Below are 14,167 nucleotides of genomic sequence, written 5' to 3' on the forward strand. Positions count from 1 at the left end.
GTCCCAGCAATAGCTGGTTTTTTTATTTAAAGGATGAAAAATGCAACCACGATTAATGAAAATTGCTCAGGCGGCTGCTTATTGTGGCTGTAGTGTTACTCACTTTAGAAAAAATATAGCGCCTTATTTACCAGCTCAAAACTGGTTATTTGAGAACGGGGCAGTTTATGACAAGCAAGATATAGATAAATACATTGACGACAAAAAGGTTGATCACCTTGCTAATACCCAAAAAAAAATTAAAAATACCACCGGTGGCAAGCGACTAAGCAGGAAAGGAAATTACAAATGGTCGCAAAAGGACTGTCAGGACTCACTCTCCGGAACGGTATCTGGCACATCCATAAACAATACAGAGGCAGAACAATTCGCCGAAGTACTCACACAAGTCAGAAGAAAGAAGCGGAAGCTGTCCTGATCCAGATTATGGCAGAAATTGACAGAATCAAAGATTTTAAACAGCGTCCGGAATATACATGGAGGCAAGCAGCAACAAAATATCTTCTTGAGTGCGAAGATATGCCGAGCATTGATTTAATAGCCTTGCAGCTTGAATATTTAGATAAATTTATAGGAGATTTACCATTAACACAGATACACGATGGAACATTAGAACCTTTTATACAGCATCGAAAAAAAATCGGATTTAATAAACAGGCAAAGAATGGAGTAAAAAACAGGACAATTAATATTGCACTAAATTACGTGATAACCATTTTAAACCGTGCAGCTCGTTTATGGCGTGATGAAAATGGGTTAACGTGGATAGAAACCGCGCCAAAAATCACAAAACTGGAAGAAAAAAAGCAACGGCGGCCGCCTTATCCGTTATCTTGGCTTGAGCAAAATATCTTTTTTAAGGAATTAAGCGGACGTTTACACAAAATGGCACTCTTCAAAGTTAATACAGGAACACGAGAACAGGAAGTGTGCCAGCTCAATTGGCAATGGGAAGTTAAAGTCCCTGAGCTTAATACCAGCATTTTTGTTATTCCGGCTGATTTTGGTGGTCGTACTGAAAGGGGAGGTGTAAAAAATACTGATGACAGGATAGTTGTACTTAATAAAATTGCTAAGCAAGTAATTGATTCACAACGTGGCTTACACCCAGTTTTTGTGTTTCCACATGAAAACCATGCAGTAGGCAGGATGTTAAACAGTGCATGGAAAAATGCCCGGACACGGGCAGCGAAAGAGTATGAACGCATAACAGGAATGCCACCTAATAAAGGCTTTAAAAGTCTGCGCGTTCATGATTTAAAACATACTTTTGGCCATAGACTCAGGGTGGCCGGAGTAGATGAAGAGAATAGAAAGGATTTATTAGGGCACAAATCAGATACAAGTGTTACGACACATTATTCAGCGCCCGCACTTGAGTGCATGATTGAAATGGCAAATAAAGTGCTCGAAACAGACCCGCAACAGAAAAAATCTCTCACAATCGTAAGAAAAAAAGCAGCATGACCCGCGCAAAGATTTTGTAAATAAAAAAATAGACGCTGGCGGGCGTCTCATTATATTTACTAATCAATATGTTAATTGGTGGAGGTAAGCGGGATCGAACCGCTGACCTCTTGCATGCCATGCAAGCGCTCTACCAACTGAGCTATACCCCCCACTGTGTGCAGCGAGTTACTGCTGAACAGGTTGCGCATTTTACCTGAACTACCGAATTTTGCAAGCCCTGATTCAATCTTTGCTGAGAATAAGAGAAAATATGGTTTTCAACCGGTATGATTTTAAATATAACACTTATCCCATAATAAACATGGATTGATAAAGTAGTCGCATCTGATAATTAAATTTATACTTACATGCTAACCCAGATTTTTTGTTCTCAAACAGGAAAGCGTTTATGCAGCGCAAAAAAAGACAGACTATACTTTTAATATTAACAGGCTTACTGGTATTTGCGCTGGTGTGGGTAACACTTTTATTCCTGCCTAAAAGCAATACAGGCTATCGGTTAAAAGTACCGGCTGGCTACGGCATTAGCGGAGTAAGTCGTAATTTATCTGCTAATGATGTGATTTATAGCCGCTGGGTTTTTGTCGGTACTGCTTATATGCTGGGTATGGGAGATAAAATCAATCGGGGTAATTATCGCATTCCCCATTCAGCTTCCAGCTGGCAGATTTTACAAAGGCTGCGCAACGGTAAACCAGACAGTATTACGGTGCAGATTATTGAAGGCAGTACATTTGCGCAAATGCGCAGGTTAATTGATAACACACCGGATATTGAGCATATTACGAAAGACTGGCCTGACAACAAATTGCTACAGCAGCTAAATGCTGAAAGTAATTACACTCAGGCGGAGGGGCTGTTTTTTCCGGCTACTTATGATATTAGTTCAGACAGTAGTGATTTATCTCTTTATCAGCAGGCATTTAATACGATGCAGCGACATTTACAGGCTGCATGGGAAGAGCGTCGCAGTGATTTACCCTATCAGTCTGTCTATGATTTACTAATTATGGCCAGCCTGATCGAAAAAGAAACCGGCCATGCTGAAGACAGAAACAATGTGGCAGCTGTATTTGTTAACCGGCTGAATCAGCATATGAGATTACAAACAGATCCTACTGTCATTTATGGTATGGGTTCCCGTTATAAAGGCAAGATTGGAAAAGCGGATTTGCGCCGTGATACACCATACAATACTTATACTCGTTCCGGTCTGCCGCCTACTCCTATTGCGTTGCCGGGTAAAGCAGCACTCGAAGCAGCGGCACATCCGGCCAGTAACAATTATCTTTACTTTGTAGCGCGAAATGATGGTACAGGACGCAGCCAGTTCAGCCACAATCTGAATGAACACAATGCTGCTGTCCGCCAATATATTCTGAAAAAGCATTAACCGGGTTAACTATAGATGAAAGCAAAATTTATTACTCTGGATGGAATTGACGGTGCCGGTAAATCAACCAACCTCAATACCATACGTAACTGGTTTGAAAAACATCAGCTGCCGGTACTCTTTACCCGTGAACCCGGCGGTACGCCCATTGGTGAGGCATTACGCGAATTATTATTAAACCCGGCTACTCATGCTAATGCCCGTACTGAAACTCTGATGATATTTGCTGCACGCCAGCAGCATCTGGATGAGGTTATTAAACCGGCACTGGAAAAAGGCATACATGTAGTCAGTGATCGTTTTACCGATGCTACATTCGCCTATCAGGGAGGTGGTCGTGGTTTACCGCTGACAGATATCACTATTCTGGAAAACTGGGTGCAGCAAGGTTTTCAGCCCGATTTAACTTTATTACTGGATGTACCTCTTACAGTTGCACAGCAACGTCTCAGCCAGAATAGCCATCCTGACCGTTTTGAACAACTGGATGCTGTGTTTTTTGAGCATACTCGCGCTGTTTACCTGGAACGAGCTGCGGCCACACCCCAACGCTATTCCATTATTGATAGCAGTTTGAATCTTCAGGATGTGGCACAGCAAATTAACCAAGGGTTAGCACAGTTGTTTGGATTAGATTCATGATTTATCCATGGCTTGAACCAGTCTGGCAACAGATAGCCCGGCACTGGCAGCAACAACCGCATGCATGGCTGCTTTATGGTCATCCGGGAATTGGTAAACGGGAATTTGCTGAATATCTGGCACAAGCATTGTTGTGCGAGTCTCCGGGTACTAATCATCAGCCATGTGGTGAGTGTACATCCTGTCATTTATACAGTCAGCACAGCCATCCCGATTTTCTGCTGGTTACCCCCGAAGAAACAGATGGCGAAGGCGGAGAGCGTAAACAGCCACTGATTAAGGTGGAAACTATACGTAACGTTCTGGATTTTGCTCATCTGAGTGCTCATCGTGGCGGCAAGCGTGTAGCTCTGATTTATCCGGCAGAAAATATGAATCTGCAAGCAGCCAACGCTCTGCTGAAAATTCTGGAAGAACCGCCGCCAGGTATGGTATTTATTCTGGTAAGCCATCAGAAAGACCGTCTGTTACCAACAATTAAAAGCCGCTGCCGGCAAGTGGTATTAACCATACCTGCGCCAGCACAAGCACTGGCTTATGCACAGCAGCAACACGGAGATAATGCAGCTGAACTGCTAGCCTTTCACGGCGGAGCTCCCTTGTTTAATGAAAACGACAGCCATACCCGGCTGCGTAACGAATTAATCGCCTTGCTGGTTAAGCCGCGTCTGATTGCTTTATTGGATTATGCCGCTACTTTTGATAAACACAAACTGGCATTGGCTACTTTTCTCGACTGGCTGGCTAAATGGTTACTTGATCTGTCACTAGCCCAGCAAAATATGCAACCCATGTATTATCCTGTATGGAGTAAAGCATTAAATGAGATTAGCCGGCAAGCAGATACATTATCGTTGTTTGCCTTAATTGATAAAGTAAACAAACTTACCCCTTACGGTAAACATACACTCAATGTTAAAATGCAGCTGGAAGATTTATTAATTGAATATCTGAATATTTGGCAGCAAAAAAACACAAAATCTTAAAGGAAATCTATGGCTGAAGCTCCTGTTAATCTGCCGGGCAAAATGCTCAATTTAACGATACCCGACAAACCGGAACTGTATCGCAGTTACATGGCTTTTCTGCAGCATGGCGGTCTGTTTGCCCCTACCACTGATACATTTAATATGGGTGAAGAAGTATTACTGGTCGTTAACTTGCCAGAATTCAACGAAGCCAAATATTTGCGTACCACAGTAGTATGGATCAACACTGCTACCACTTCCACCGGGCAGCCACAGGGAATCGGGCTGGCATTTGGTAAAGATGAAGATAGCATTGCAGTAAAGCAGTCAATTGAAGATATTTTGCCCGGAATACTGTTAAGCGAACGCCCTACCTATACTTTGTAATCATGCTTATCGATTCACACTGCCATTTAAATATGCCTGATCTGGCTGTCAGATTACCGCAAATACTGGAAAATATGGCTCAGGCAGACATAGGTCAGGCTATTGCTATTAGCGTAGACCGTACCAGCGCTGCTGAGGTACTGGCGCTGGCCGAACAGCATACTAATCTGTTTGCCAGCGTTGGTGTTCATCCTGAAGATCAGAATTCAGCAGAAATGAGTGTGGATGAATTGGTTGCCGCTGCCCGACATCCAAAAGTAGTGGGTATCGGAGAAACCGGACTCGATTATCATTGGTGTAGCGGAGATCTGGCATGGCAGCATCAACGTTTCAGTACGCATATTCAGGCATCTAATCAGACCGGCTTGCCTCTGATTATCCATACCCGGGAAGCTGCCAGCGATACATTGCGCTTATTGCATGAAAATCAAGCACAACAAGGTGTGATTCACTGTTTTACAGAAGATACTGCATTTGCCAAAGCTGTACTGGATTTAGGTTTTTATATTTCCTTTTCCGGAATTGTAACCTTTAAAAATGCCATACAGATACAGGAAGCCTGTCGCTATGTTCCGTTAGACCGGATACTGGTGGAAACTGATGCTCCCTATCTGGCACCTGTGCCTAAACGCGGTAAACAAAATGAACCGGCTTACGTGCGTTATACTGCCGAATTTGTAGCACAACTGCGCGGAGACAGCATTACCAACATAGAAGAAGCTACAACGGCTAATACCTATCGGCTTTTTAATAAAATTCCACCAATCCGCAATTAGCCATGACACAGATTACCGTTACTGTACTTGGCTGCGGCAGCTCATCCGGTACACCGGTTATTGGGTGTGACTGTCCTACATGTACCAGCACAGATCCCAAAAACCGGCGTACCCGTTGCAGTGCACATGTACAGATTGGTGAACAATACTGGCAAATTGATACTGGTACTGATTTTTACCATCAGGTCTTACAACATGAACTGCAGCGTATCGATGGGGTGCTTTATACTCATCCGCATGCAGACCACCTCAACGGCATTGATGATTTGCGTGCATTCTGCTACAGACAACGTGCAGCAATTCCTATTTACGGACATCATGATACCTTGTCTAATATTCAGAACCGTTTCGATTATGCCTTTCTGGAACAGAATAACCATTGGAACCGGCCGGTATTACGTGCATATGAACTGCCATTGAATCAAGGTAAAAATAGCGTTCTGACTATTGAAGGTGTACCTGTATGGCACTTCGGTGTACCGCATGGTAGTTGGACAACCAGTGCCTTTCGTATCGGCAATATCGCCTGGTTTACCGATCTTAACCATATAGATGAATCTATATTTCTGTACTTAAACGGGCTAGATTATCTCTTTCTCGATTGCTTGATGGATACCCCATATCCAAGTCATCTGAGTACTGAACAAGCTTTTACTTATGCTAAGCGTATCAATGCCAGACAAACTTACTTTATTCATATGACTCATCATCAGGAATACCGGGCACTAAAACGACGCTGCCCCAAAAATTGTGCACCGGCTTATGATGGTTTAATTGTAAGCAGCTATTATTAATATACTTTTATCATAAATATCTTAACATTACTAATAATAAATTTTTACTATATTTTAATTATAAAAATCATCAATTTAAATTTTGAAAAATAAATCAAAATTACAATTCTGCTTGCTCATCATAATCATCCAATACCCCATCATTCATTCTGTCTAAATGCTTTTGTTTACTGAGTTCTTTCAGTTTACTATAAGAAATATAACTACAAATTTCAGATAAAGGGGCTTTCTCTAAAAGAGAAAAAACCGGTCTGAGTATTTCCTGAAAAACTTTTTCCTGTCGGTAATCAGGTGCAACAATATGTAATTTAATATTCATATTCGGTTGCAGTGCAAGTAAATCGGCCATTCTTAATAAACCCGAATAAACTGAAGTCGTATGCTCTACTTCGAACGCCCGAACAATTGAACGCCCTTTTAACCAAATAACATCTATTTGCTCAATCGTACTTATTGTCGCTTCATCATAATTAAGCGGTAATCTATCCAATAAAGCTTTGGTACCTTTGTTCCATTCTTTTAAGACTCTGCTGCGATCTGCCTTAGGTAACCAAATTCGATGTCCCATACAAGCTCCTATCTGAGCCAGTAATGCCTGCATTTTAATTGATTCACGAACATCATTATTTTGACTGCCTTCATTATCATCTATAGATTCATCATTTTCAGGCACAGAAACTTGAACGACCTTATCTACACGATTCACAGTATGTTTTTTTAAGTTTTTCAACTCTTTTTCATCTAAAGGATAAGGAAAAGGATTATTAGCCTGCATCGATAGCATCTCTGCCAATAACTCTCCGTCTTTATCATTAAGTTTATTTAAACTGTTTCGCAGAATACCGGTCCAGATACTACTATTTTTAGGATATGACTGAGTAAAAGAAAGATGCTGCCAGATTTTATCGTCACGAATTGGGATTGAATCAGGCAAGGATAACCATACTTTTGGTCGTACATGAAAACACAAAACATGCTGATCGTCTGTTTCTACAAAATCAGGTTTAATAGCCCTAAACGGCTCGTTATCAAGTATTTCAAGTAAACCACACCAGCGAGAGATGCGGGTAACATAACAAACTAAAATATCTCCGGCTTTAACCCGTTTCGCAACCTCTTTATGTCGTTCATAAAAACCATCAATCGTTCGATCTGATTGAGTAAAAGCCTGATATGTTTCCGGAGTAAAAATTTCGGTGTAGTAAGCCATAGACCGCATCCTGTCCACATTTAATTATGATAACTATTATGTCTATATCAGAATCATAAAAATTAATGACAGCTCTGAATAAAACTAAATAAAACGATTATTTTTAATAATTACTGATTCAGATACAGAGTTATACACAATTTACTAAAATAAATTTCTCTATTAACTATATTATCCAAAAATAAAAAATATTTATACAAAAATTATTAAAAAATTAACAATAGCATTAGTTCATTTTAATCACTATCCGGATAAATATAAGATTGTATTAACTTAAATAATGTGCTGTTTGTTCTAATATCTGCTGTAATGTTTCTGCGCTCAACCCTAATGCACGCATACATAAAGCATAATCAGCCGCCTGAGTAATCCCCCACAGATATTGATTATTTTTTAACGGCCAGTCTGGATGTAGTGCAGAATAGATTTCGTTAACCAGTTGCTGGATTTCGTTTTTGCTGGCAGCGGTATTGACATAGTAAAGACAAGCCTGATGGGTATATTGCTCCATCTGTCCCAGTACATTCAATGGCTGCTGATGCGGCTGCCAGTATATATTGTCATTAAGCAATGTCTGCTGCCGGTAATCAATATTAATGCGTGAAGACAGATAACGAAAATCCCAGCTTTCCTGATTAAGCACGCGACCGCAGGCTATGATTTCACCTAGAATGAGCTGACAGTTATCTGCCAGAGTAATGTGCATGGTTTGTGTTAAAGCTGCATCACGATGCAATACCAATGGATGAGGCAGATAGCATAACCGGCTGTGTTCATGCAAGCAGATACGGGTATGCTGCTGTGCTTCCGTAGCAGCCGGCATGGATTGCACCCGGGTAAATGCCTGGGTAAACAAATACAATTGGGTTTGTTCCGCCAGCTCTATATCAATTCCAATACTATCCCCTGCCAGTAATCCCGGTGATGAACTCATTTGTATCGCCGGCAAAGCCTGCGACCATACCGGTGATATCATTTGCGGTAAAGGCAGAATTTTAAGCGGTGGTGTATAAAAGCAACTGGCAAAGGTGGTCTGTCCGTGCCGGTTTAGCTGAGTAGATAGATGTAAACGGCTGTGCATTAACGTATCAGACCGGCTGGTTCGTCTGTGTTCTCAAGTAAGGCGTATTTTTTAATCCATTTGATTACAGTGTTAATACCTTCCTCTGCCATCAGATTGGTAAATACAAATGGCTGCCCTTTACGCATACGCTGTGCATCATGCTGCATCACTTCAAGGCTGGCACCCACATACGGCGCTAAATCAGTTTTGTTAATAACCAGCAAATCAGAACGGGTAATACCCGGTCCGCCTTTGCGCGGAATTTTTTCTCCCTGCGCCACATCAATAACAAACAGCGTAACATCAGCCAGATCAGGGCTGAAAGTAGCAGAAAGATTATCACCGCCACTTTCGATAAATACTATCTGAATATCTGGAAAGCGTGCTGTCATTTCATCTACTGCTTCCAGATTCATACTGGCATCTTCACGAATGGCAGTATGCGGACAACCACCGGTTTCTACGCCCATAATTCGTTCTGGTGGCAACAGGCTGTTTTTGGTCAGAAATTCAGCATCTTCCTGCGTATAGATATCATTGGTAATCACCGCAATACTATATTCCTGAGCCATATGACGGGTAAGTTTTTCAATCAGTGCAGTTTTACCGGAACCTACCGGACCGGCAACGCCGATTTTAATGTATTCACGCATGGTGTTCCTTCTGCATCGATTCCGTTTATTCGGATTGATACAGTATTTCACGACTAACTCAGCTGCTTCTATTCAGACAGAACAGCTTGTTTATTAAACAATCAGTTCAGAAGCCATTTCTGTCTGAACTGATTTTATCCGGGTATTGTTATCAGCCTGCAAACAGCATACCGAAACCAATCAGACCAATCACGCTGCCGGTAAAACGTAATACCCACTGATGTTTACTCATTACAGTACCCAGTGCAAATCCGATGGCATGCAAAACCGCCGTTGCAATAATAAAGCCACAGGCATAACTGAATGCACCATGTGAGCCCATTTCGGCACCATGTGCGATACCATGAAACAAAGCAAACAGACCAACCAGCAGCATAGCAGCACCTGCCGGTACTTTTTTCAGCCAGGCAGCAGCCAGCCCCAATACCAGTACAGAAGCGGCAATCCCCTGCTCCAGCATTGGTATTCGGATATCCTGCGCCCCCATCACAAATCCGGCAGTCATCACACTGACAAAAGTAACAGGAATCAGCCAGCGTGCTTTACCCTGAAAAGTTGCCGCCCATAAACCCACTGCTACCATAGCCAGCAGATGATCCCAACCACTGAGCGGATGCTGAACACCTGCCATCCAGCCTTCGGTAAGGTGTCCGGGATGAGCAAAAGCAAATGCCGGGGTTAATAATAACAAAGCAAATATTTTTTTCATGTTTTCCTCCAGTGTTGAGACATTAACTCATATACAAACGGCTATACAAACGCTCGTGCTGCATTGCCCGAATGTCCGTTGCCAGTGTTGTAGCGCCAAGTTGCTGTTGTTGCGGTTGCATACTTGCAATAACGATATGAGCTATTACTGCATGCAATTCAATTAACATTTCCTGTCCGGCCATCTGGCTCAGCGGTATCAGCTTAACCCCGTTGGTAATTAAACCTATTACGGCATTGTAATAAAATGCCTGCAATGCTGCCGCTTTATCCAGTTGCAGGGACGCAGCAAGTAATCCAAATACCAGCGGGTAAAACCCGCGTACCTGCTGTGCTGTTAACGCAGCCTGATAGGAAGCCACTATTGCTGCGCTGGTATGTGGTGCAAAAATTTTCAGCAGACGTATGCCGAGCTTATAACTGCTTTCCCGTAATTCACGTGCAATTTTTGTCGCCCCTATCTGCCTGTCCAGAGATATCAAGGCATTCAGATTATGTTCAGTAGCAGCAGTATAAGCCAGAGACATATAAGCACCATCATTATGTAACCAATTTTGCTTTAGCTGTGTTTCAGCAAATGCTTTCAGTGTAACAGCATCATAAATAATGCCCTGCTGAACAAAAGTCTCCAGCCCTCCGGAATGGTTAAAACTACCGATTGGCAGCGTCGGGTCGGCCAGTTGCAGCAATAATCCTGCACGTGTCAGTGTTTCAATATCAATTTTTCGGTCTAAGCCGGACATATAGTGCAATTCATTAATGATGGTGATGACCGGTTATATCATGGCTATGGCTATGGCTGTGTCCTGCACCGATACCCGGCGCTGAATTAGCCCGCAACTGTTCACTTAATCTTCGTTGCTGACGTGTCGGTGCAAATCCGGCAGCCTGCAGCCACTCAAATAAAGGTTTATCAAACGGCAACAGTAATTCATTACCATCCAGAAACAATGGTGTGTGTTTATTGCCGATTTCATAGCAGGCACGTGCCATTTCCGGCAAAGTTTGCGGAGCAAGTACCATGACTTCACTTGGCTCGATTTGCACTGCAATGACCAGCTGTTTATCCAGATAAACCACATCATCATGATGCAGTCGCTGCCCCTCTTTCAGCAGGCGAAAAGCAATTTCGCGCCCGCTGGCAGTTGTAGTACGGATAATGCGCCGGTCTGCTTCAAACCATTGCAGGCAGACAGTATCCAGCATCTGAGTAGTAATCTGCTTTTCCTGTTTAAGTATTTGTAGATTACCGATAATGGTTTGGATAATTAGATTCATTTGTGGTTTTATAAAAAATATTATTGCATATTAAAACAGAAAATATCGCTGTGCCAAAGCCACTTTATTTACTGGTTTACAGGTAATATGCTCGCCATTCACCCGTACTTCATAAGTTTCCGGATTTACACTGATTTCCGGCATAGCATTATTGTGAATCAGGTCTTTTTTACCGATTGCACGGCAATTATGCACTGGCAGAGTCTGTTTATATAAACCGTATTTTTTGCGAATATCATTATCCACGCCTGCCTGAGAGACAAATAACACGGCAGTATCCTGAACAGCACGCCCCAGCGCACCAAACATCGGCCGGTAAATAACTGGCTGCGGTGTCGGAATGGAGGCATTCGGATCACCCATACGTGCATAACTGATGCTGCCGCCCTTGATAATAATTTCCGGCTTAACTCCAAAAAATGCCGGTTTCCACAGAACCAAATCGGCAATTTTACCTGCTTCAATTGAGCCGACATAATCACTAATACCCTGAGCAATAGCCGGATTAATGGTGTATTTCGCCAGATACCGCTTAATACGGAAATTGTCATTCGCACCTGTTTCTTCGGCCAGACGTCCGCGCTGCTGTTTCATTTTATCGGCAGTTTGCCATGTTCGCAGAATGACTTCTGCCACTCTGCCCATAGCCTGCGAATCTGAACTCATAATCGAAAATACACCCATATCATGCAAAATATCTTCGGCAGCAATGGTTTCGGGACGAATACGTGAATCAGCAAACGCCACATCTTCAGCTACACTTTTATCCAGATGATGACACACCATCAGCATATCCAGATGTTCGTCTATGGTATTAACTGTAAACGGACGGGTAGGATTGGTGGAAGCCGGTAATACATTCGGATACATCGCAGCCCTGATAATATCCGGAGCATGTCCGCCGCCTGCGCCTTCGGTATGAAAGGTATGGATTACACGGCCATTAATTGCCCGCATGGTATCTTCAAGAAAACCGCCTTCATTCAGCGTATCAGTATGAATTGCCACCTGCACATCCATCTCATCGGCCACCCGTAATGATGCATCGATGACAGCGGCTGTAGCACCCCAGTCTTCATGGATTTTTAACCCCAGTGCTCCGGCATTTATCTGTTCACGCAGCGGCTCCAGAGTGCCACAGTTACCTTTGCCGAAAAAACCAAGGTTAACCGGCGCTTGTTCAGCAGCCTGTAACATTTTCTGAATATGCCATGCGCCCGGTGTGACTGTGGTGGCATTGGTACCATCGGCCGGACCGGTACCACCGCCAATCATAGTAGTAATACCCGATTCGATGGCATGAGTAATCTGTTGCGGAGAAATAAAGTGAATATGGGTATCAATCCCGCCTGCGGTCGCGATCAGGTTGGCGCCATTATGCACTTCGGTAGCAGCACCAATAATCATCCTGGGGTGCACTCCATCCATTGTATCCGGATTACCTGACTGACCTACAGCAACAATTTTGCCGTCACGAATACCAATATCAGCTTTTACAATGCCCCAATAGTCGATTATCAGTACATTGGTGATAACCATATCAAGCACATTTTCATTACTGCGCGTTGCTGTAGCAGACTGTGCCATTCCGTCCCGGATGGATTTACCACCACCGAATTTTCCTTCGTCACCATATGTAAGCAAATCACGCTCTACTTCTGCAAATAATTCGGTATCACCCAAACGTATTTTATCGCCTACTGTTGGTCCGTAAGTAGCAACATATTGCTGGCGGGAAATTTTCAGGCTCATAGCTGGTTTCTCTGTCTAAATAATTTGTATCGATTTTTCGGTAAGTTATTTTTGCTATTAATCAGAATATATACATCAATCTGTTATTGCTCAGTCAGATAAATTATTCACTGTTTACGCTGCCATTTATGGCATTATGAAAACCAAATATTTTTTTGTGCCCGCCAAATTCCGTCAGTTCTACCGTTTTCGATTCTCCGGGTTCAAACCGGACTGCGTTACCGGAAGGAACATTTAGACGCATGCCGCGTGTCTGCTCCCGATCAAAATCAAGTGCCGGATTGGTTTCATAAAAATGATAGTGAGAACCCACTTGTATCGGGCGGTCACCACGATTGATGACAACAATGGTCATTGTACGGCGGTTCTGATTGGCCATGATGTCATCTGCGGCCAGAATATATTCTCCCGGAATCATGCTGTTTCTCCTGAATTTGTTTTGAGCAGATATTATTTGCTGTTTAATAATAATTCGCCTGCAGCTAATCTCAGAATAACTGACGTTTATTTCAGCGGATAGGCTGGTGTACGGTAACCAGCTTTGTCCCGTCCGGAAAAGTAGCTTCAATCTGGACTTCATCTACCATATCGGCAACACCTTCCATAACATCAGCAGTAGTGAGCAGTGTTGCTCCGTACTGCATAAGTTCGGCCACGCTCATACCGTCCCGTGCAGCTTCTTGTAGCTGGCTGCTGATATAAGCTATCGCTTCCGGATAGTTTAGTTTTACTCCCCGCGCCCGGCGTTTGGCCGCAAGTTCTCCTGCCAGAAACAGCATCAGTTTTTCCTGTTCACGACTGGTTAAGTGCATAGTTTCTCTCTGTAAATTATTGGAATGATGAATTAATTTTATATGACTTTATTATATATCTTAGATAGATTTATCTATCTTTGTAATATTGATAAATTTTATAAATGATCAGACTTAGAAAAATAATTAAAAATATTCTTCCTAAGATGGAGCCAGTTTTATAGGTGGTACTATTTTCATCCACATTCGCAAAAGCATTTGTTATAGGAATAGTAAATATGGCACTTGACCATAAAAAATGTTTTATGTATTTCATAATCT

Annotated in this window: 17 protein-coding genes and 1 tRNA gene; 8 read left to right on the forward strand and 10 right to left on the reverse strand. The window is 42.6% G+C overall.

Annotated elements, in window-relative coordinates; translation table 11 throughout:
* Positions 1–40 precede the first annotated feature (40 nt).
* Positions 41–418: a hypothetical protein gene (locus H3U82_RS10880; RefSeq protein WP_232336120.1), complete on the forward strand. Its 378-nt coding sequence runs from the start codon at positions 41–43 to the stop codon at positions 416–418.
* An 8-nt stretch (positions 419–426) separates the two neighbouring features.
* Positions 427–1,467: a tyrosine-type recombinase/integrase gene (locus H3U82_RS07010; protein ID WP_232336121.1), complete on the forward strand. Its 1,041-nt coding sequence runs from the start codon at positions 427–429 to the stop codon at positions 1,465–1,467.
* Between the two features lie 76 nt (positions 1,468–1,543).
* Here H3U82_RS07010 and H3U82_RS07015 read toward each other — a convergent pair.
* Positions 1,544–1,619: transfer RNA gene (locus tag H3U82_RS07015), tRNA-Ala, on the reverse strand.
* Between the two features lie 239 nt (positions 1,620–1,858).
* Between H3U82_RS07015 and mltG the strand changes: the two genes are divergently transcribed.
* The 6 genes from mltG to H3U82_RS07045 are packed head-to-tail and all read left to right on the forward strand — an operon-like array spanning position 1,859 to position 6,430.
* On the forward strand, positions 1,859–2,863 hold the full coding sequence (mltG, locus tag H3U82_RS07020) for an endolytic transglycosylase MltG (RefSeq protein ID WP_198209793.1): 1,005 nt from the start codon (positions 1,859–1,861) through the stop codon (positions 2,861–2,863).
* Positions 2,864–2,878: 15 nt separating this feature from the next.
* Positions 2,879–3,505, forward strand: a complete 627-nt coding sequence (gene tmk, locus H3U82_RS07025) for a dTMP kinase (RefSeq protein WP_198209794.1) — start codon at positions 2,879–2,881, stop codon at positions 3,503–3,505.
* Positions 3,502–4,491, forward strand: coding sequence for a DNA polymerase III subunit delta' (holB, locus tag H3U82_RS07030; RefSeq protein ID WP_198209795.1), 990 nt, complete (start codon positions 3,502–3,504; stop codon positions 4,489–4,491). The genes tmk and holB overlap by 4 nt, the downstream gene beginning before the upstream one ends.
* Before the next feature lie 9 nt (positions 4,492–4,500).
* Positions 4,501–4,860: a PilZ domain-containing protein gene (locus tag H3U82_RS07035; RefSeq protein ID WP_025330085.1), complete on the forward strand. Its 360-nt coding sequence runs from the start codon at positions 4,501–4,503 to the stop codon at positions 4,858–4,860.
* Positions 4,860–5,636, forward strand: coding sequence for a TatD family hydrolase (locus H3U82_RS07040; RefSeq protein WP_198210016.1), 777 nt, complete (start codon positions 4,860–4,862; stop codon positions 5,634–5,636). The genes H3U82_RS07035 and H3U82_RS07040 overlap by 1 nt, the downstream gene beginning before the upstream one ends.
* Before the next feature lie 2 nt (positions 5,637–5,638).
* Entirely contained in the window at positions 5,639–6,430 is a 792-nt protein-coding gene (locus tag H3U82_RS07045) for an MBL fold metallo-hydrolase (protein WP_198209796.1), read from the forward strand.
* 100 nt (positions 6,431–6,530) lie between these two features.
* Here the strand turns inward: H3U82_RS07045 and H3U82_RS07050 are convergent, their stop codons facing one another.
* The 9 genes from H3U82_RS07050 to ureA form a co-directional block, all read right to left on the reverse strand.
* Positions 6,531–7,640 (reverse strand): hypothetical protein, encoded by a 1,110-nt coding sequence (locus H3U82_RS07050; RefSeq protein WP_198209797.1) that lies wholly within the window; start codon positions 7,638–7,640, stop codon positions 6,531–6,533.
* Between the two features lie 268 nt (positions 7,641–7,908).
* The gene (locus H3U82_RS07055; RefSeq protein WP_198209799.1) at positions 7,909–8,721 is read right to left on the reverse strand and encodes an urease accessory protein UreD; all 813 of its coding nucleotides are present in this window, start codon (positions 8,719–8,721) and stop codon (positions 7,909–7,911) included.
* Positions 8,721–9,356 carry an urease accessory protein UreG gene (gene ureG / locus H3U82_RS07060; RefSeq protein ID WP_041879290.1) on the reverse strand — a complete coding sequence of 212 codons (636 nt, stop codon included), beginning with the start codon at positions 9,354–9,356 and terminating at the stop codon, positions 8,721–8,723. Before ureG ends, H3U82_RS07055 begins: the two co-directional genes overlap by 1 nt.
* A gap of 151 nt (positions 9,357–9,507) precedes the next feature.
* Entirely contained in the window at positions 9,508–10,065 is a 558-nt protein-coding gene (locus H3U82_RS07065) for a HupE/UreJ family protein (protein ID WP_198209801.1), read from the reverse strand.
* A gap of 22 nt (positions 10,066–10,087) precedes the next feature.
* Positions 10,088–10,807, reverse strand: a complete 720-nt coding sequence (locus tag H3U82_RS07070) for an urease accessory protein UreF (RefSeq protein ID WP_198207580.1) — start codon at positions 10,805–10,807, stop codon at positions 10,088–10,090.
* A gap of 13 nt (positions 10,808–10,820) precedes the next feature.
* The gene (gene ureE / locus H3U82_RS07075; protein WP_198209803.1) at positions 10,821–11,342 is read right to left on the reverse strand and encodes an urease accessory protein UreE; all 522 of its coding nucleotides are present in this window, start codon (positions 11,340–11,342) and stop codon (positions 10,821–10,823) included.
* 30 nt (positions 11,343–11,372) lie between these two features.
* Entirely contained in the window at positions 11,373–13,094 is a 1,722-nt protein-coding gene (gene ureC / locus H3U82_RS07080) for an urease subunit alpha (RefSeq protein ID WP_198209806.1), read from the reverse strand.
* Positions 13,095–13,197: 103 nt separating this feature from the next.
* Positions 13,198–13,512 carry an urease subunit beta gene (gene ureB, locus H3U82_RS07085; protein ID WP_100125125.1) on the reverse strand — a complete coding sequence of 105 codons (315 nt, stop codon included), beginning with the start codon at positions 13,510–13,512 and terminating at the stop codon, positions 13,198–13,200.
* Positions 13,513–13,603: 91 nt separating this feature from the next.
* Positions 13,604–13,906 (reverse strand): urease subunit gamma, encoded by a 303-nt coding sequence (gene ureA / locus H3U82_RS07090; RefSeq protein ID WP_025330073.1) that lies wholly within the window; start codon positions 13,904–13,906, stop codon positions 13,604–13,606.
* Between the last annotated feature and the right edge of the window lie 261 nt (positions 13,907–14,167).

The sequence above is a fragment of the Snodgrassella sp. W8132 genome, from assembly GCF_016100865.1.
Classification (GTDB): Bacteria; Pseudomonadota; Gammaproteobacteria; order Burkholderiales; family Neisseriaceae; genus Snodgrassella; species Snodgrassella alvi.